Genomic DNA, 18,295 nt, shown 5'->3' with positions numbered 1-18,295 from the left:
GCAAAAGGAAGCCCCATGCGCCACGCCGACCCCGACTTATGAAGCCTTAACCCGCGAAATCGCACAAGCCGTTTTTCAGGCTGCCGCAGACCTGTTTGCCGGCACGCGCGAGCGGTTTTACTTTTTCGCGCTGTGCACCACGGGCGAGGCTTTTCCGCCCTATGTCGCCGCATGGTCGCACGAAGCCTTGCAGCGCGTGCCGGCGGCAGAGCGGGCGGATGTGAAATGGGATACGTCTTCCAGCCCGTATTTTGCCTTTGGCGCGGAATATTTTGCCGGCGTGAACCGGGTGTTTGAAGCACGCGGCGAGCTGTTCGGCATGGACGACGCGGCTTCGGAGCGGGAGTTTGAGTTCAGAATCAACGCCATGATCGAAGCGCTGCGCCGTTGCGACCAACAAGGCATTTTTGCGCTGAACCAGCCGCGCGCGGAAATAGTGATTAATGTGGAACTGCTGCCGCCTGATGAAACCAACACCCTGCGCGCCAAACGGCTGAACCCGCCCGAAGCGCTGGGGCAATGGCTGATAGAGGCGGCAGAATAGGCAGCCTGAAACGGTGCAATCTTGTTTCAGGCTGCCTTTTTGGCTTGTTGAGATGCCGCAAGGGGGATAGGGCGCGGCTCGCGGTAGGCGGCGAAACGCCTGCGCTGTGCGATTAAGCGATGTTTGTTGGCGAGTTGAAACGGGTTTTGTCATCCGTATTCTATTGCCGTTTTTTGTTTTCAGGCTGCCGTATTCATGATTGATGTTTACGGCAGCCTGAAAACAAGGCAAGCCGCTCGGCTGCCATTTGCTGCCATTTGATTTGCGCGTTGCGGAACGGCGTTTCAAGCCGCCTAGCGCAACCGCCTGTTTTCCGCCCAATCCACAATCTCACTCGGCTGCTTACGCTTGCCCACGCGCCCGCCCACAATCCACAGCTTGCGCCCAAACAGCCGCCGCACTTCGCGCTCGCTTTTGCACGCGCGTTTGCCCGATTGGTTACACGAGGTGGACACCAGCGGCGTGCCTGCGATGCGACACAATTCCCGCGCAACGGCATGGTTGGGCACGCGCACGGCAAGGCGGTTGCGCTGGTTGCCACGCAGCAGCGGCAACACGCGCGGATGGGCAGGCAGTACAAAGCTAATCGGCGCGGGCCATGTGGCGCGCAGATGTTGGCGCACGTTTTCAGGCTGCCTTTGCAGCAGCGGTTCAAGCTGCGCCAAGTTATTGCCGATGGTGATAAAGCCTTTGTGCTGCGGGCGTTTTTTCAGGCGCAAAATGGCGCGCAGGGCGTGCGCGTGGCGGGGGGTTGCGCCGATGCCGTAGCAGGATTCGGTGGGGTAGGCGATTAAGCCGCCGCGTTGGATGTGGCGGCGGAGGGCGGATGGGGCGTGGTGGGTGAGTAGGCGGGGCATAATAGAATGATTGAGGGAATGGATTTGTGGGCTGAAATCTTTGCAAGGTAGGTCGGGCATTTATGCCCGACGTTTTTAGTTGTGGCGCATTTAAAGATAAATAGGTCAGCGTGTGTCGGGCATAAATGCCCGACCTACAAACAACAGTTTGTTTTTGCGGTAATTTCTGAATATCAAGCAAGATTCCCGCCTGCGCGGGAATGACGGCATTTCTTGTTTTCAGGCTGCTTATATGGAATGAATGCAATATCCGTTTTAATCGGCAGGTAGGGCGTGAACTTGTTCGCGCACCATTAAACAAACATTGCTAATTGCTAAACGGTGCGTGGCAGAGCCATACACCCTACGCCGATATTCCGATACGCAACCCGGTAGGCAGCCTGAAACAAAACTCGGCATCGCTCAAACAAACACGCCGCATAAAACGCGGGCGCACACGTTGGGCAGCCTGAAACGCTCTCCCGCGCTCTTACGGCTTGCCGGCAAACCGTGCGTCGGCAAAAGATGATGGACGGAACGGATTGGGCGGCGAATCATCGCTGTGCACCATTCGCTTTTTGCTGCATTAAACGCTGTTTTCACTCAACGCGGTTTCAGGCTGCCGTTTGTGGTAGCAATCCATTTTAGGTTTCAGATTAGGTAGCCTGAAACCCGAATCTTGCTTTTCAGGCTGCCTCAAATATCAAGCTAGTCAAACCGTTAAACTAAACCAGCACAATATCGTATTGTTCCTGCGTGTAAGCCGTTTCCACCGACAGCGAAATCGGCTTGCCGATAAAATCAATCAGCATCGCCAGCGATTGCGATTCTTCGTCCAAAAACATATCAATCACTTTGGGCGAGGCGATGATGCGGAACTCGCGCGCGTCAAAACGGCGGCTTTCGCGCACAATCTCGCGCTGGATTTCGTAGCACAGGCTTTGCGCGGTTTTCAGGCTGCCTTTGCCTTGGCAGGTGGGGCAGGGCTCGCACAAAATGTGTTTCAGGCTTTCGCGGCTGCGTTTGCGGGTTAATTCCACCAAGCCTAGCCGCGTGAAGCCGTTGAGGGTAACGCGCGTGCGGTCAAAGCTCAACGCTTTGGCTAGCTCCTGCAATACGGCTTCACGGTGCTCTTCCAGCATCATGTCGATAAAATCAATGATGATGATGCCGCCCAGATTGCGCAGCCGCAGCTCGCGGGCGATGGCGTGGCAGGCTTCCAAATTGGTTTTGAAAATGGTTTCGTCAAAATTGCGCGCGCCTACGAATCCGCCGGTGTTCACGTCTATCGTGGTCATCGCCTCGGTGGTTTCGATAATCAGATAACTGCCGAAATTCAGGTTTACACGCGGCTGCAAGGCGCGGTTGATTTCGGCTTCCACGCCAAACGTTTCAAACAAAGGGCGTTCGCCCTGAAAACGCTGCAATTTTTCCACCGCGCCTTGCACATATTGCTCGGCAAAATGCTTCATGCGGGCAAAGTTCTGGCGCGAGTCCACCAAAATTTCGTGCGTGTTGTTGTTAAACATATCGCGCAGCACGCGTTGCACCAGCGGCAAATCTTCATACAGCAGCGATTCGGGCGGCAACACTTTCGCCTGATGCTGGATATTGCCCCACAGCTTGGTTAAATAATCAACATCGGCTTGCAATTCGGCATCGCTGGCGTTTTCCGCGCTGGTGCGGATGATGTAGCCGTGGCAGGCGGTTTCAGGCAGCAGCGCGTTGAGCCGCTCGCGCAAGGTGTGGCGGTCAAATTCGTTGTCGATGCGCTGCGAAATGCCGATGTGTTCGTCCTGCGGCAAATGCACCAGAAACCGCCCTGCCAGCGAAATTTGCGTGGAAAGTCGCGCCCCTTTGCTGTTAATCGGGTCTTTAATCACTTGCACCAGCAGCGTTTGCCCTTCAAACAAAACGTGTTCAATGCGTTGATTGGATTCAGGGTTTTGCCGCTGCTCCACAATATCCATAATGTGCAAAAACGCCGCCCGCTCCAAACCCACGTCCACAAACGCGCTTTGCATGCCGGGCAACACGCGGCGCACAATGCCCAAATAAATATTGCCCACCAAGCTATGCTCGCTGTTGCGCTCAATATGCAGCTCGCAAATATTGTTCTCTTCCAAAATCGCCACGCGCGTTTCCTGCGGCGTGATGTTCACCAACACCGTTTCGGGCGGGCGCGGTAAATCCTTGGGCAAAGGGTAGGTTTCAAAAGCCATGATTCATTCCAATATGCAAAAAAATAGAAAAATGTTTTGCCATGGCGACTGAACCAATGCAGAAGTCATGGCAAAACAGTTTTCAGGCTGCCTCAAACGCGTAAATTATACGCGAAAATATCGCGCCGTTTTTTGGGATTACATTTGGCTATGCCCCGTTTTTACCGCGTATGTTCATTTTGCATGAACATTTGCTTTGGAGTAAAATCCGAGCCACTTGAATCTCGCGCGACACGCCCAAATCTCGCGCCCACAACACACTAAGGAGACACATCATGTCAGAAGAATTCGAATCCCCCATTAACTTCACCGATTCTTGCTGCACCAAAGTAGCCGAGCTTATCGCCGAAGAAGACAACCCCGAATTGATGCTGCGCGTTTTTGTGAACGGCGGCGGCTGTTCAGGCTTCCAATACGGCTTTACGTTTGACGAAATCAAAAATGACGACGACTTTGAAATTGAAAAAAACGGCTTGAAATTTCTGGTTGACCCCATGAGCTACCAATACCTTTTGGGCGCGGAAATTGACTACACCGACGGCTTGCAAGGCTCGCAATTCGTTATCCGCAGCAACCCCAACGCCGTAACCACTTGCGGTTGCGGTTCATCTTTCTCCGTTTAATCGCCTAACCATTTTCAGGCTGCCTAATCATTGCAAACAGGGTTAGGCAGCCTGAAAACGCATTTTGTGTTAAAATTCCACCCGTTTTTCAACCGCTCGCCGCCTGAAATACTACCCATGTTTATTGCCGTGTTTCGCAGTAAACATCGCTAGTGTTTTAGCGCGGGCAAATTTTTGCAAAGGTCTATTATGTTTAACAAACACATTAAATCATTCCAATATGGCAATCACACCGTAACCCTAGAAACGGGCGAAATCGCACGCCAAGCCGCAGGCGCGGTGAAAGTATCCATGGGCGATACCGTGGTTTTGGTTGCGGTAACCACCAATAAAGAAGTGAAAGAAGGGCAAGATTTTTTCCCGCTCACCGTTGATTATTTGGAGCGCACCTATGCCGCAGGCAAAATCCCTGGTGGCTTTTTCAAACGCGAGGGCAAACAAAGCGAAAAAGAAATCTTAACCAGCCGCTTGATTGACCGCCCGATTCGCCCGCTGTTTCCCGAAGGCTTTTATCACGACATCCAAATCGTAGCGATGGTGATTTCTTGCGACCCTGAAATTGACAGCGACATCCCTGCGATGATTGGCGCATCCGCTGCGCTGGTGTTAAGCGGCGTGCCATTTGCTGGTCCAATTGGCGCGGCGCGCGTGGGCTATGCCAATGGTCAATATTTGCTCAACCCCAGCAAAACCGAATTGGCGACTTCGCAATTAGACTTGGTGGTGGCAGGCACCAAACAAGCTGTGTTGATGGTGGAATCCGAAGCCAATATTTTGCCCGAAGACGTGATGCTGGGCGCGGTGGTGTTTGGTCATGAGCAAATGCAAGCCGTAATCAACGCCATCAACGAATTGGCAGACGAAGTCAACCCCGAAGTGTGGGACTGGAAAGCCCCTGAAACCAACACCGAATTGGTTGCCAAAGTGCGCGAAATTGCGGGCGCAACCATCGCCGAAGCGTTCAAAATCCGCCAAAAACAAGCCCGCAGCGCCAAATTGGACGAAGCGTGGGCAGCCGTTGAAGCAGCGTTAATTAACGAAGAAACCGACACGCTCGCCAAAAACGAAATCAAAGGCATCTTTAAGCAATTGGAAGCCGATGTGGTGCGCGGTCAAATTTTGGCAGGGCAGCCGCGCATTGACGGACGCGACACACGCACCGTGCGCCCCATCAACATCCAAACCAATGTGTTGCCGCGCACCCACGGCTCGGCATTGTTTACCCGCGGCGAAACGCAAGCGCTTGCCGTTGCCACGCTCGGCACTTCGCGCGATGAGCAAATTATTGACGCACTGAGCGGCGAATACACCGACCGCTTTATGCTGCACTACAACTTCCCACCATATTCAACAGGCGAAGTAGGACGCGTGGGCGCGCCTAAACGCCGTGAGATTGGGCATGGTCGCTTGGCAAAACGCGCTTTGGTGGCAGTGTTGCCCGATCCGGAAGATTTTAACTACACCATGCGCGTGGTTTCGGAAATTACCGAATCCAACGGCTCGTCTTCTATGGCAAGCGTGTGCGGCGGCTGTTTGAGCTTGCTCTCGGCAGGCGTGCCTTTGAAAGCACACGTTGCGGGCATCGCGATGGGCTTGATTTTGGAAGACAACAAATTCGCCGTGTTAACCGATATTTTGGGCGACGAAGACCATTTGGGCGACATGGATTTCAAAGTAGCAGGCACCACCGAAGGCGTTACCGCTTTGCAAATGGATATTAAAATTCAAGGCATTACCAAAGAAATCATGCAAATTGCGTTGGCGCAAGCCAAAGAAGCGCGTTTGCATATTTTGAGCCAAATGCAAGCCGCGGTGGCAGAGCCGCAAGAGCTGTCGCAACACGCGCCGCGCTTGTACACCATGCGCATCAACCCCGATAAAATCCGCGAAGTGATTGGCAAGGGTGGCGAAACCATCCGCAGCATCACCGCCGAAACCCACACCGAAATCAACATCAGCGATGACGGCGTGGTAACCATTGCCGCCACCACCGCCGAAGCGGGCGAAGCCGCTAAAGCGCGCATTGAGATGATTACCGCCGAAGTGGAAGTGGGCAAGGTGTATGAAGGCACAGTGGTGAAAATCTTGGATAACAACGTGGGCGCGATTGTGTCTGTGATGCCAGGCAAAGATGGCTTGGTGCACATCAGCCAAATTGCGCATGAGCGCGTGAAAGATGTGAACGATTATCTGAAAGTGGGGCAAGTGGTGAATGTGAAAGCATTGGATGTGGACGAGCGTGGTCGTGTGCGCCTGTCTATCCGCGCTTTGTTGCCGCAGCCTGAACGCAGTGCGCCTGCGCAAGAAACGGAAGCGGCTGGCGAATCATCCGCAGAATAATTGAGCGCACACAAAGGCAGCCTGAAAACGATTTCAGGCTGCTTTTTAGTATGGTAGTTTGGGAAAGCGGTGGTGTGTATGGGTTTGCGTTGCCCAATTTGCTTTCTAGAACAATCAATAGACAAGCACTTGATGCTCAACATCGCCCACCAATCAATAAGGAATTAGATTCATGGAAAAAATAACTGCTGATTTTGCTTATAAAGAATTAAAAAAATGATTAGTGAAAATTGTGATAATCAAATGATATCCAAATCTGCTACTAGTTTTTTTAATTTATGGTCAGATAGTGAATCTATAAATTCCCGCAATATTATTTATGATTTAGCCTTGCTAGATGAGCCTGGAATGGAGTTATCTCGTAATGAGGTAATTGAGTTAATTGAGAAATTAAGAAATGTGAAATAGGGTTACTCGCTTTCAGGCTGCCTATCCCGTCATTTTTTTAAGGAAATCTAAAGATGTATGCCACTTTTATCCGCCCCCTGCTGTTTAAACTTGACCCCGAGCAGGCGCACAACCTGACCATCCAAACCCTTGCCCGTGCCTATTGCCTGATGCCGCGCGTGAACCCGCACACCAAGCCCACCGCGCTGATGGGCTTGCATCTGCCCAACCCCGTGGGGCTGGCGGCGGGCTTGGACAAAAACGGCGAGGCGATTGACGGCTTGGCGGCGCTGGGCTTCGGTTTTATTGAAATCGGCACGGTTACGCCGCGCCCGCAAGAAGGCAATCCGCAGCCGCGCCTGTTTCGTGCGCCCGAGCATCGCGCCATCGTGAACCGCATGGGCTTTAACAACCACGGCATTGACGCGCTGATTGCCAATGTGAAACGCGCGCGCTATACGGGTATTTTGGGGATTAACATCGGCAAAAACGCCAGCACGCCGATTGAGCGCGCGGCGGATGACTATTTGATTTGCTTGGAAAAAGCCTACGAATACGCTTCTTACATCACCGTCAATATTTCTTCTCCCAACACGCAAAACCTGCGCTCGCTGCAAGGCGGCGACGAGTTGAGCAGGCTGTTGGGCAGCCTGAAAAGCAAGCAAGCCGAGCTTGCCGCGCGTGTGGGGCGGTATGTGCCGCTGGCGGTGAAAATCGCGCCCGATTTGGACGAGGCGCAAATCGCCGACATCGCCCATGTGGTCGTGCAAAGTGAAATGGACGGCTTAATCGCCACCAACACCACTATCGACAAAACCGCGCTGGGCGCATCGCCGCTGGCACAAGAAGCAGGCGGGCTGAGCGGCGAGCCTGTGCGCGAACCGAGCAACCGCGTGCTGGCAGCGTTTGCGCGGGAATTGGGCGGCAAAGTGCCGATTATCGGCGCAGGCGGAATTTTGTCGGGCGAAGATGCGGCGGAGAAAATGCAGCTGGGGGCGAGCGCGGTGCAGCTTTATAGTGGGTTGATTTATCGTGGGGCGGGATTGGTGAAGGAGTGTTTGCGGGCGTTGGGGTAGGTTTCAGGCTGCCTTCGGGGGATGAGGTTGAGGCAGCCTGAAAACGGTTTGCGTGCGGGGTGCAGGGGCTTGCCCCTGCTCGTGGTAGACGGCGAAACACCTGCGCGGGCAAAAGATTAGCTATGTTTAAAGGCAGCCTGAAACAGGGTTGGAGCGTTTTCAGGCTGCCTTTGGGTTGCGGCAATCAGAGTAAGCAGGCTGGGCACGTTATTGCCCCGTGGCATGTTTGCCGTGAAATCATCGCGGGCGACCGCTTGCCCAGCCTGCGGGCAGCGCAATTAAACAAACAGGCAGCCTGAAAACGCATTTGAACCATTCAAGCGTTTTCAGGCTGCCTTTTATCTGCGCGGTGGTTAGGCAAACAAACCTTTATTCAAACGTAACGGCTTCGGCAAGCGGTTTGCCGGCCAAGTCTTTGGCGGACAGGCTGGGCTCGCCGTTCAGTTGCCAGTCGATGCCGATGGTGGGGTCGTTCCAAATCAGCGAATGTTCGGCTTTTGGGTTGTAGTAGTCGGTGCATTTATAGACAAACTCGGTGTGGTCTTCCAGCACATAAAAGCCGTGGGCAAAGCCTTCTGGCACCCAAAGCTGGCGTTTGTTGTCGGCGGAGAGCACCGCGCCTGCCCATTTGCCGAAGGTGGGCGATGAGCGGCGCAAGTCCACGGCAACGTCTAACACGCTGCCTACAACCACGCGCACGAGTTTGCCTTGGGTGTTTTCAGTTTGGTAGTGCAAGCCGCGCAGCACGCCTTTGTTGGATTTGCTGTGGTTTTCTTGCACGAAGGTGCGGCGAGCAATGTGTTCGTTGAACCAGTTGTCGCGGAAGGTTTCCATAAAAAAGCCGCGTTCGTCGCCGAAGACTTGCGGTTCTAGGATTTTTACGTCTGGGATGGTGGTGTCGATGATGTTCATGGTTGTCCTTTGGGGGTGGGGCAGCTTGAAAGCTGCGTTGGGGGGGATTTATGTTTTTCAGGCTGCCTCATATAGATGGCGTTGAGGCAGCCTGAAAAGCGTTATTCAAACGTTAAGCCTTGCCAGTATTCATCCAAGGCGTGCATTTGCGAATAGGCGGTCAAATCAATTTGCAGCGGCGTGATGCTCACATAGCCTGATTCGCAGGTGGCAAAATCGGTGTCTTGTTCATTGTCGGCAACGGCGCCGACTGCGCCTATCCAGTAGATGTCTTCGCCGCGCGGGTTGGTGGCGTGCACGATGCTTTGGGTGTGGTGCCGCCTGCCCAGCCGCGCGATTTTGTGTCCGCGCAGGGCTTCGGGGGCGACGGCGGGGATGTTTACGTTCCATAAAATCGGCGCGCTAGGCGGGTTTTGCACGAGCTGGGCAACGATGTTCCACACGGCTTTTTCGGCGGTGGCGGCGTATTTGTGAAATTCGTGGCTGGTGAGCGAGAAGGCAACGGCGGGGATGCCCATTAGATAGGCTTCGGTGGCGGCGGCAACGGTGCCTGAATAGAGGGTGTCGTCGCCAAGGTTTGAGCCGTGGTTGATGCCTGATAACACGAGGTCGGGCTGGAAGTCGGCAAGGGCGTGCAAGCCCAGATGGATGCAGTCGGTGGGCGTGCCGCTCACATAATAAAAGCCGTTTTCCGCGCTGCGGATTTTGAGCGGGCGGTCGAGCGTGAGCGAGTTGGACACGCCGCTGCGGTCGCGCTCGGGGGCAACCACGCGCACGTTGGCAAATTCGCCTGCGATGCGGGCAAGGGTGGCGATGCCTTGCGATAAATAGCCATCGTCGTTGGAAATCAAAATATTCATGTTTTACCTTTGTTTGATTTGGTTGCGGGCACGGGATGCGGCGGGGCTTTTGGGATACTGCTGGATGATTTTGCGCCATGTGTCGCGGGCGATGTCTTGCTGCTGGATGCGCCATTGGCATTGGGCAACCAGCGATAGGGCTTCGGGCGCGTTCAGGCTGCCTGAAAAGCGGGTAGCATAGCGTTGCCCGATGTTGATGACGCTTTGGCAATGGTTGAGCTTTTGATGCACTTGCAGCAGCAGAAACATACTTTTTTGCGCGGTTTCGCTGCCATCGCCGCCGCTATCGGCTTCGCGCAGGGTGGCGGTGGCGGCTTGGTATTGCTGGGCGCGGTATTGCTGCTGGGCTTTGTCTAGCAAAGCGGTCGCGTTTTCCGTTTTCAGGCTGACTTGATGGCTGGCAAAGGGCGGCGCAATGGGTTTATTGCTGTGCACACGGGTGGGACGTTTTACCGACGCGGCGAGGCGTTGTTCTAGCTGTTCTACGCGCTCGTGCAGCTCGGCAACTTGGTTTTCCAAACGGCTCACTTGGATGGCAAGCTGCTCAAATTGCTCGTTAGCCGTGGTTTCGGGATAGGGCAGCGATGACGCGATTGGGGGTGTTTCAGGCTGCCTCGGCGGCGGCGTAGTGGGCGGGGTGGCGCAGGCGGCGGTTGCCAAAGCGAGTGCGGTAAGCGATAGGCGGTTCATGTGAGCGGTTGGGATGGCTTAAAAAAGGGGCGATTATGCCATTTTTGCGCGGCGCATGGCTAGGGTTGGCAGGGGCATTTTGCCACTTTCAGGCTGCCTCAACCCCACGAAGCGCAAGGGATTTTGCTATAATCCGCCCCTTTCGTTTTATCGCACAGGACACTCCCATGAAAGCCAGCCAATTTTTCATTTCCACCCTCAAAGAAGCCCCTGCCGAAGCCGCGCTTGCCAGCCATAAGCTGATGCTGCGCGCGGGGCTCATCAAAGCCAACGCCTCGGGGCTTTACACTTGGATGCCGATGGGCCTGCGCGTGCTGCGCAAAGTGGAAGCGATTGTGCGCGAGGAAATGAACCGCGCCGGCGCGATTGAACTGCTGATGCCCGTGGTGCAACCCGCCGATTTGTGGAAAGAAAGCGGGCGTTGGGATTTTTACGGCGACGAGCTTTTGCGCATCACCGACCGCCACGACAACGCCTTCTGTTTCAGCCCCACCTGCGAAGAGCTGATTACTGACATCGTGCGCAAAGAAATCAATTCATACAAACAGTTGCCCAAAAATTTCTACCACATTCAAACCAAATTTCGCGATGAACGCCGCCCCCGCTTTGGCGTGATGCGCGCGCGCGAATTTGTGATGAAAGATGCGTATTCGTTCCACGCCGATTTTGAATCACTCAAAGCCACCTATCAAACCATGTATGACGCTTATTGCCGCATTTTCAACCGCTTAGGCTTGGATTACCGCCCCGTGGCGGCCGACACAGGCAGCATCGGCGGCACAGGCTCGCACGAGTTCCAAGTGCTCGCTGATAGCGGCGAAGACGTGATCGCATACAGCGACGCTTCCGATTACGCGGCAAATGTTGAACTGGCGCAAACCTTGCCGCTTTCAGGCTGCCGTGCCACGCCCGCGCAAGCGTTAGCCAAAATCCACACGCCCAATGTGAAAACCATCGCGCAACTGGTTGAGTTTCTGAACATTCCTGCTGAGCAAACTTTGAAATCCATCGTGGTGGAAGGCGAAGCCGAGGGCGAATTGGTGCTGCTGATGCTGCGCGGCGACCACGAATTCAACGACATCAAAGCCGAAAAACTGGCGGGCGTGAAATCGCCGCTCACCATGGCATCGCCCGAAGCCATCGTGGCGCAATTTGGCGCAAACGGCGGCTCGCTCGGCTGCGTGGGCTTCGCGGGCAAAGTGTATGCCGATTTTGCCTGCGAAAAAGGCGCGGATTGGGTCATCGGCGCAAACGAAGACGACTACCACTACACAGGCTTCAACTTTGGGCGCGATGCCGCCGAGCCTGAATTTGTGGATTTGCGCAACGTTATCGCAGGCGACCCCAGCCCCTGCGGCAAAGGCAGCCTGAAACTGGCGCGTGGCATTGAAGTGGGGCACGTGTTCCAACTGCGCGACAAATATTCCGCCGCGCTAAACGCCAGCTTTTTGGACAACAACGGCAAAAGCCAAATCATGGAAATGGGCTGCTACGGCATCGGCATCACGCGCATCGTTGCCGCCGCCATTGAGCAAAACAACGACGAGCGCGGCATCATCTGGACAGAAGCCATGTCGCCGTTTACCGCCGTGATTGTGCCGATGAACTACAAAAAATCCGACAGCGTGCGCGAGGCGGCCGACCAAATCTACGCCGATTTGCAAGCCGCAGGCGTGGATGTGTTGCTGGACGACCGCGACGAACGCGCAGGCGTGTTGCTTAACGACAGCGAATTGCTTGGCATCCCGCACCGCATTGTGATTGGCGACAGAGCGCTCAAAGAAGGCAATGTGGAATATGCCGAACGCCGCAGCGGCGAAAGCATCAGTGTGCCGCTCAATGAAATCGTGGCAAAAATCTGCGCGATTTAATGCCAAGGCAGTCTGAAAGTGGGTTTTCAGGCTGCCTTAATATTGTTCACATTTATCTGAAAGGAAATCCTATGATTAAACCCGCCCTAACCGCATTGGCAACCGCCGCCAGCTTAACCGCTTGCGCACAAAACAGCGCGCCCGAAGCACCTGCCACGCAAGCCACAAACGCGCCGCGCATCCACACCGTTGCCAGCCAATACCCATTTGATGAAACGGTAACGCGCTTGCAAAACGCCATCCAAGCCAAAGGCATGACCGTGTTTGCCGTGATTGACCACCGCGCCGCCGCCCGTCAAAGCGGCTTGGAAATGCAACCCGCCACCGTGATTGTGTTTGGCACGCCCAAAGCAGGCACGCCGCTGATGGTGAAAGACCCCACCTTCGCGCTGCAACTGCCGCTGCGCGTGTTGGTAACGCAAACCCCAGCGGGCGTGCAAGCCGTGTTCACCGACACCCACGCGCTGATTGACGGCAGCCGCATTGAATACAGCGAAGTGGAAAACACGCTGGCAAATGCGGAGAAGTTGATACGCGCGGTAGTGGCGCAATAACCCACAATAGGCAGCCTGAAAACGGTTTCAGGCTGCATTCTTAAATCCAACCCATTATGCAAACCACCTTCAACCTTGTCTTTTCCCTGCTGCTCACCAAACTTTGCTTGGATGCCGCCACGTATTGCAGCGCGCTTTATCAACTGTTTCGGCAGCCTGAAACCGAGTCGCGCAGCGTTTCCACCAATATGCTGATTAACTTTGCGCTGATGCTGGCATCGGCTATATTGGCGGCTTGGGGCGGGGTGTCGCTGTTGGGGCTGCGCGTGTGGCAGACGGTGCTGGCGATTGTGTTGTCGCCCGTGTTGCCGTTTGCTTTGGCAATGGTGTTTGGCGCGGGGCTGAGTGTGATTTTGCGGCGGCGGTGAAGTGGGCAGCCTGAAATGCTGCACGCCCTACGCCAAATACACGATGCTGTTTTAACGATGATTTAACGATAACGAACGAATTTGTCGGCTAGCCGCCTACGCTCCATTTTTAATTTTAGCTTCGCAACTCCGCTACGTCCCGCAGGCTGCCTTGACGGATTGAGGCAGCCTGAAAATAATTTGTGCTTTGTGGTTGGCTTTGGGTGTAGGGGAAAGGGCAGTAGCATCAAGCAGTTGTGAAGCATTAGGCAACCTGAAACCATTGCCAAACCTAAGTAGGCCGGGCATTGATGCCCGACGTTTTTAAATTTCTGGCGTGTTAAGAGACAAATAGTATTTGTCGGGCATCAATGCCTGACCTACAAATGCCTTGATGGAATAGGCAGCCTGCGGAGCGTAGCGGCGTTGCGAAGCTCAAACCAATCTATCCAGCAAAAACCGCGTGGCAGAACACCAAGCGGTTTTTGTTTTTCAGGCTGCCTTTTGTTTATGCGATAAGGCAGCCTGAAACGGGATGCGGCGTGTGAACGCGGGCGCAAAGGTTGGGCAGCCTGAAAAGCTAATCCGCGCCTCTACGGCTTGCTTGCAAGCCGTGCGCCGGCAAAGGATGATTTGGCTGAATGGGCTGATTGGGCGGCGCGCCGCCGACACTCCATTGGATTGTTTTAACTTCGCAACTCCGCTATGGTTTCAGGCTGCCTATTGTGTATGCGACACACACAATAGGCAGCCTGAAACCGTATGCGCGGGGTTTACCCTAGCCGTTTAAACGGCGGTAAGCAGGCGAGCAGTTGTTGCCCGTAGCGTTGAGTGGTGATGCGGTTGTCTAGGATGGTGATGCGCCCGTAGTCGCTTTCGGTGCGAATCAGCCGCCCAACGGCTTGCACCAGTTTGATGCTGGCTTCGGGCACGGTGATTTCCATAAAGGGTCGCCCGCCGCGTTTTTCTATCCAGCGGCTTTGGGTTTTTTCTATGGGGTTGTCGGGCATGGAAAAGGGGAGTTTGACGATGATAACGTGCACGCAGGCTTCGTGCGGCAAGTCTAGCCCTTCGGCAAAGCTGTCTAGCCCGAAGATGATGCTGGGCTTGCCATCGGCAAGGTTTTGATGATGCTGGGCAAGCAGCTTGGATTTGGATTGTTCGCCTTGTATCAGCAGGTGCGGCAGGTAGTTTTCAGGCAGCCTGAAAGCGACTTCTTGCATTTGCTTGCGCGAGGTGAATAACACCAGCGTGCCTATGGGAGCGGTGTCGCTGATGAGCTTGGGCAGCCATTCAATCACTTCGTTGGTGTGAGCGACGGGGTCTTTGGGGCTGGCGCTGATGGGCGGGAGATAGAGTTCGCCTTGCTCGGCGAAGTTAAACGGGCTTTTGAGGGCGAGGGTGGTGGTTTGCGGCAGCCATGTTAAGCCTGTTTGGTTGAGCAGCAGCTTGAAGTTGCCGAGGCTTTGCAGGGTGGCGGAGGTGAGGATGGCGCCCGCTGCGCGTTTGAATAGTTTGTTGGCGAGCATGGTGGCGGCGGTGATGGGGCTGGCGTGGAATGTCCAATCTATTTTGTCGCTTTGCTGGCGGCTTATCCATTTGGCGAGCGGTTCTTTGTCTTCGCTGGGGGCGGTGGCGATGAGTTGCCACACGGCGGCGATTTGCTCGGTGCGGGCAACGAAGATGCCAAATTCGGTGCTGATGCGGTCTATTTGGCTGCTGTCTTGGTCTTTGTCGCGGCGGGCGGCGGCAAGCGCGTCGGCAAGCTGGCTGACGTTGTTGGCAAGGGCTTGGGCGGCGATGTTTGTGTTGTGAACAAGGTTTTCCAATTCGGGCGGGATGATGCCGTCTTGCCACAGCCAAATGGTTTCGTGCTCTTGCTCGCTGGCGGCTAATTCGGGCGCATCCATCAGGTGAAATTGCCATTCGTTTAGGCTGTCTAGCAGGCTGTTGGCGGCTTCGTTGGCTAGGTTGGCAAGTTCTAGCTTGTCGGTGAGCAGGGCGATTTTTTGCGTGTGCTGCGGCAGTTTTTCGGCTGTCCACATGGCGTGTAGCCAGGTGTGTTCGGCGGCAAATTGGTTCAGGGCTTTTTTCGGCAGATGATGCGCTTCGTCAATGCAGTAGAAGCTGTTTTCGGGCGCGGGCAGAATCACGCCGCCGCCCATGCTGATGTCGGCGAGCAGCAAATCGTGGTTGGCAACGATGACATCGGTGTGTTCCAGCGTGTCGCGGGCGAGGTAAAACGGGCATTCGGCGCGGTTGGGGCAGGCGGATTTCAGGCAGCCGTGGCGGTCGTTGGTTACTTGCTGCCACAGGGCATCGTCGATTTTTTCGCTCCATGTGTCGCGGTCGCCGTTGAATTGGCGGCTGGCAAATTGGTTTGCCATGTTTTGCAGAGTGGCGATTTCTTCGGCTTTGGGCTTGTTGCTCCACAGCACGGCGGGCTGTTCTATGCCGTCTAGGGTTTGCTGGGCGTTGGTTTGAGTGAGCTGGTAGAGTTTGTAGGGGCAGAGGTAGCGTCCGCGCCCTTTGGCGAGGGCGAAGCTCAGTTCCAGCCCGCTTTGCGCGACCACAAACGGCAAATCGCGTTCCACCAATTGCTCTTGCAGGGCGATGGTGGCGCTGGAAACGATTAGGCGCTTGTTGCGCGTTTGCGCCATGATGCCGCCTGCCAACAAATACGCCAGCGATTTGCCTACGCCTGTTGGGCCTTCGATAACGGCGATGCTCTCGCCTTGTCGCTCGGGCGCGTCGCCGCCTTCTTCGCGCGTGAGCGTGCGGGAAAAGGCGTTGGCAATGGCGGCAATCATTTCGCGCTGGGCGGGGCGGGGGCGAAAGTGGGGCAGGTTTTCGGAGATGGCGCGGTAGTGGTCGCGGATGGCGTTTTTTTCTAGGTCGGTGAGCATGGTGATTTGTTGGTTTGGTTTTCAGGCTGCCTTTTGGGGCAGCAAAGGCAGCCTGAAATCTAAAAATGGTGCGTTCAACTGGGCTTAAAAAGTTGCCAATATGTCGGCGAGCTGCCGATGTTCCATCGGTTGCAGGTTTGGCATGAAATAGAGTAGGGCGGGGATTAGGCGTTTCAGGCTGCCTGTTAGGTTAAGGCAGCCTGAAAACGGGAAAACAGTTGTAGAGCAAATGAAACAAGAGCAGGGCGATGCGCCACAGTGGCAGATAGGCAGCCTGAAACAGCTTTTGGCAAACAACCATTTTCTCATCTTTAATGATGCGTTCGCCAAGTTTCAGGCTGCCTATCCGCATCCGCCTTATTTACCCTTCGGAATCGGGTCTTTGCCGCCCCTGTTAAAAATCAACGCATTGGGCTGTTCTTTCAGCGTGCGGATAACGGGCTGGGCGGATTGCAAGGTGCGGTCTATGCTTTGCAGCGTGTTTTGCACGTCTTGATACACGGGCGATTGCGGCGACACGCCTTGCAGCGTTTGGCGCAGCTCGCGCAGGGTTTGGTTCAGCTCGGCGGGCAGGCTTTGCGTGCTGTTTTGCGCGATGAGTTTGTTTGCCGATGCCAGCATGGTCTGCGCGGATTTCAGCGTGCCGCGTAGCTCTTTCAGGCTGCCGTTAAGCTCGCCCACGGTTTTATCCAACGGCAGGGCGTTGAATTTGTCCAACAGCTTGGCTACTTGGTTTTGCAAATCATCCAAGCCGCCGCCGCGCGTGCCAATCACGATGTCGCCGCCGTATTCGCTGTGCGGTTTCAGCGGCGGCGTGCTGCTGGGGCTGTCGTTTAGCTCCACCAGCTTGCTGCCGAGTACCAAATTGTTGCTGCCCAAGCTGGCGGTTAAGCCGTTATCTAAGGCAGCCTGAAACGTGCTTTGCCAGTATGCTTTGCTTTGGGGCGTGTCGCCACGTTGTTCAATTCGGTCGGGGTCTATGCGAATGCGCACGGGAACGTAGCCGTGTTCAAACAATTTCGCGCTGTCGCCCGCTTGAAAATAGGGCACAGCGGCAACGTTGCCAATGCGGATGCCTTTGTACACCACGGGTGCGCCGATGTCTAAACCGCGTACGGAGCTGTTGAAAAAGGCAACGTAATACAAAGTGCGCTCGTTGGGCTGGTTTTCAATTTCGGCGCGGTCGTTGTGGATGGTGAAGGTGGTGCCGCTGCTCACATTGTTGGCAGAGGGGGGCGAGTCAAACGCAATTGCGCCCGACAAAATGGCAGAAAGCGGTGCGCTGTCCACTTTAATCCCGCCGCCGTCCAGCCGCACGTCTATGCCGCTGTCCAGCCAAAAATGGCTGCCCGAGTTCACAAGGCTTTCGTTGGGGCTTTGGATGAAAATGCTGTATTGCACGCTTTGCGTTTTCGGGTCAAATTTCGCGCTTTCCACCGTGCCCACGGTGTGATTTTCATACATCACGGGGCTGCCCGCGCCTATCATTTTGCGGTTTTTGCCCGTGAGCGTGAGGCGCAAGCCTGTTTGCCCTGCGGCGGAAATCGGCGGCAAGTCGGATACTTTAAATTCGTGTTCCACTTCGCTTTGCGGGCTGCCTGCGCTAAACGCGATGTATGAGCCTGAAAGCAGCGTGCCCAGCCCGGTTACGCCGTTTTGGTCTATGCGCGGTTTGACCACCCAAAACTGCGTGTCTTTACGCATCAAAGCCGCGCCGTCTTTGTCAATTTTGGCAGTAAGCTCCACACCTTTTTGGTCGGGCTGCAAGCGGATGCGTATCACGCGCCCCACTTCCACATTCAGCATCCGAATGGTGGTGTTGTTTACTTCAATGCCATCGGCGTTATCCATATACAGCTTGATTTCTGTGCCGCGCGAGCGAAAGCTGTCAATCAACAGATAGCCGCCCACAATGGCGGCGGCAAGGGGAATCAGCCAAACGGTGGAAACCAGCGTTTTGCTGGGGCGAACTTTGGCGGTGTGGGGATGGGGCGTGTGTGCAGTCATAAAATCGGCAAGATAAATGGCAGCCTGAAAATAGGCAGCCTGAAAAAAGCCGCTAGTTTACCGCAAAACGGCTAAATTTTCAGGCTGCCTCATCATGCGCAGCATCAATCTCGCGTATAA

At 55.0% G+C, this 18,295-nt stretch carries 16 protein-coding genes; 9 read left to right on the top strand and 7 right to left on the bottom strand.

Annotation, left to right across the window (positions count from 1 at the left end):
- Positions 1-58: 58 nt before the first annotated feature.
- Positions 59-544, top strand: a complete 486-nt coding sequence (locus JDW22_RS01810; RefSeq protein ID WP_040558194.1) for a DUF4303 domain-containing protein — start codon at positions 59-61, stop codon at positions 542-544.
- Between the two features lie 293 nt (positions 545-837).
- On the opposite strand, the gene JDW22_RS01805 is transcribed toward JDW22_RS01810, so the two are convergent.
- Both JDW22_RS01805 and rng read right to left on the bottom strand, forming a co-directional pair.
- Positions 838-1,461, bottom strand: a complete 624-nt coding sequence (locus tag JDW22_RS01805) for an L-threonylcarbamoyladenylate synthase (protein WP_407929570.1) — start codon at positions 1,459-1,461, stop codon at positions 838-840.
- 644 nt (positions 1,462-2,105) lie between these two features.
- Positions 2,106-3,602 (bottom strand): ribonuclease G, encoded by a 1,497-nt coding sequence (gene rng, locus JDW22_RS01800; RefSeq protein ID WP_200521348.1) that lies wholly within the window; start codon positions 3,600-3,602, stop codon positions 2,106-2,108.
- Between the two features lie 275 nt (positions 3,603-3,877).
- Here rng and erpA point away from each other — a divergent pair, with 275 nt between their 5' ends.
- The 4 genes from erpA (at position 3,878) to JDW22_RS01780 (ending at position 8,028) form a co-directional block, all read left to right on the top strand.
- A complete protein-coding gene (gene erpA / locus JDW22_RS01795) occupies positions 3,878-4,225 on the top strand; it encodes an iron-sulfur cluster insertion protein ErpA (protein WP_003795554.1) in 348 nt (115 codons plus the stop codon).
- Positions 4,226-4,414: 189 nt separating this feature from the next.
- Positions 4,415-6,565: a polyribonucleotide nucleotidyltransferase gene (gene pnp, locus JDW22_RS01790; RefSeq protein ID WP_200521346.1), complete on the top strand. Its 2,151-nt coding sequence runs from the start codon at positions 4,415-4,417 to the stop codon at positions 6,563-6,565.
- 216 nt (positions 6,566-6,781) lie between these two features.
- Positions 6,782-6,973, top strand: a complete 192-nt coding sequence (locus JDW22_RS01785) for a hypothetical protein (RefSeq protein WP_235964668.1) — start codon at positions 6,782-6,784, stop codon at positions 6,971-6,973.
- A 53-nt stretch (positions 6,974-7,026) separates the two neighbouring features.
- Positions 7,027-8,028, top strand: a complete 1,002-nt coding sequence (locus JDW22_RS01780; protein ID WP_200521344.1) for a quinone-dependent dihydroorotate dehydrogenase — start codon at positions 7,027-7,029, stop codon at positions 8,026-8,028.
- Between the two features lie 369 nt (positions 8,029-8,397).
- On the opposite strand, the gene rfbC is transcribed toward JDW22_RS01780, so the two are convergent.
- From rfbC to JDW22_RS01765, 3 genes are all read right to left on the bottom strand, one after another.
- Positions 8,398-8,940 carry a dTDP-4-dehydrorhamnose 3,5-epimerase gene (gene rfbC, locus JDW22_RS01775; RefSeq protein WP_003795563.1) on the bottom strand — a complete coding sequence of 181 codons (543 nt, stop codon included), beginning with the start codon at positions 8,938-8,940 and terminating at the stop codon, positions 8,398-8,400.
- A gap of 101 nt (positions 8,941-9,041) precedes the next feature.
- Positions 9,042-9,800 (bottom strand): 5'/3'-nucleotidase SurE, encoded by a 759-nt coding sequence (gene surE, locus JDW22_RS01770; protein ID WP_200521342.1) that lies wholly within the window; start codon positions 9,798-9,800, stop codon positions 9,042-9,044.
- Positions 9,801-9,803: 3 nt separating this feature from the next.
- Positions 9,804-10,490 carry a tetratricopeptide repeat protein gene (locus JDW22_RS01765; RefSeq protein ID WP_200521340.1) on the bottom strand — a complete coding sequence of 229 codons (687 nt, stop codon included), beginning with the start codon at positions 10,488-10,490 and terminating at the stop codon, positions 9,804-9,806.
- A gap of 167 nt (positions 10,491-10,657) precedes the next feature.
- Between JDW22_RS01765 and JDW22_RS01760 the strand changes: the two genes are divergently transcribed.
- From JDW22_RS01760 to JDW22_RS01745, 4 genes are all read left to right on the top strand, one after another.
- Positions 10,658-12,361, top strand: a complete 1,704-nt coding sequence (locus JDW22_RS01760) for a proline--tRNA ligase (RefSeq protein WP_200521338.1) — start codon at positions 10,658-10,660, stop codon at positions 12,359-12,361.
- A gap of 74 nt (positions 12,362-12,435) precedes the next feature.
- Positions 12,436-12,915, top strand: coding sequence for a DUF302 domain-containing protein (locus JDW22_RS01755; protein ID WP_040558460.1), 480 nt, complete (start codon positions 12,436-12,438; stop codon positions 12,913-12,915).
- Between the two features lie 56 nt (positions 12,916-12,971).
- Positions 12,972-13,283, top strand: a complete 312-nt coding sequence (locus tag JDW22_RS01750) for a hypothetical protein (protein WP_200521337.1) — start codon at positions 12,972-12,974, stop codon at positions 13,281-13,283.
- A gap of 514 nt (positions 13,284-13,797) precedes the next feature.
- Positions 13,798-14,052, top strand: a complete 255-nt coding sequence (locus JDW22_RS01745) for a hypothetical protein (protein ID WP_200521335.1) — start codon at positions 13,798-13,800, stop codon at positions 14,050-14,052.
- Here the strand turns inward: JDW22_RS01745 and dinG are convergent.
- Complete coding sequence (gene dinG, locus JDW22_RS01740; protein ID WP_200521333.1) at positions 14,036-16,168, bottom strand: ATP-dependent DNA helicase DinG; 2,133 nt, start codon at positions 16,166-16,168, stop codon at positions 14,036-14,038. The genes JDW22_RS01745 and dinG overlap by 17 nt on opposite strands.
- A gap of 357 nt (positions 16,169-16,525) precedes the next feature.
- The gene (pqiB, locus tag JDW22_RS01735) at positions 16,526-18,175 is read right to left on the bottom strand and encodes an intermembrane transport protein PqiB (RefSeq protein WP_003795585.1); all 1,650 of its coding nucleotides are present in this window, start codon (positions 18,173-18,175) and stop codon (positions 16,526-16,528) included.
- Positions 18,176-18,295: the final 120 nt, after the last annotated feature.

This window comes from Kingella bonacorsii, from assembly GCF_016623605.1.
GTDB lineage: Bacteria > Pseudomonadota > Gammaproteobacteria > Burkholderiales > Neisseriaceae > Kingella_B > Kingella_B oralis.
This window is presented reverse-complemented; position numbering and strand designations above follow the sequence as displayed.

Coding starts and splice junctions, on each gene's coding strand:
- dinG (WP_200521333.1), bottom strand. CDS start 16,168: ATGCTCACCGACCTAGAAAAAAACGCCATCCGCGACCACTACCGCGCC.
- JDW22_RS01745 (WP_200521335.1), top strand. CDS start 13,798: ATGCGGCGTGTGAACGCGGGCGCAAAGGTTGGGCAGCCTGAAAAGCTA.
- JDW22_RS01750 (WP_200521337.1), top strand. CDS start 12,972: ATGCAAACCACCTTCAACCTTGTCTTTTCCCTGCTGCTCACCAAACTT.
- pqiB (WP_003795585.1), bottom strand. CDS start 18,175: ATGACTGCACACACGCCCCATCCCCACACCGCCAAAGTTCGCCCCAGC.
- JDW22_RS01785 (WP_235964668.1), top strand. CDS start 6,782: ATGATTAGTGAAAATTGTGATAATCAAATGATATCCAAATCTGCTACT.
- erpA (WP_003795554.1), top strand. CDS start 3,878: ATGTCAGAAGAATTCGAATCCCCCATTAACTTCACCGATTCTTGCTGC.
- pnp (WP_200521346.1), top strand. CDS start 4,415: ATGTTTAACAAACACATTAAATCATTCCAATATGGCAATCACACCGTA.
- rng (WP_200521348.1), bottom strand. CDS start 3,602: ATGGCTTTTGAAACCTACCCTTTGCCCAAGGATTTACCGCGCCCGCCC.
- surE (WP_200521342.1), bottom strand. CDS start 9,800: ATGAATATTTTGATTTCCAACGACGATGGCTATTTATCGCAAGGCATC.
- JDW22_RS01780 (WP_200521344.1), top strand. CDS start 7,027: ATGTATGCCACTTTTATCCGCCCCCTGCTGTTTAAACTTGACCCCGAG.
- JDW22_RS01805 (WP_407929570.1), bottom strand. CDS start 1,461: ATGCCCGACCTACCTTGCAAAGATTTCAGCCCACAAATCCATTCCCTC.
- JDW22_RS01760 (WP_200521338.1), top strand. CDS start 10,658: ATGAAAGCCAGCCAATTTTTCATTTCCACCCTCAAAGAAGCCCCTGCC.
- JDW22_RS01765 (WP_200521340.1), bottom strand. CDS start 10,490: ATGAACCGCCTATCGCTTACCGCACTCGCTTTGGCAACCGCCGCCTGC.
- rfbC (WP_003795563.1), bottom strand. CDS start 8,940: ATGAACATCATCGACACCACCATCCCAGACGTAAAAATCCTAGAACCG.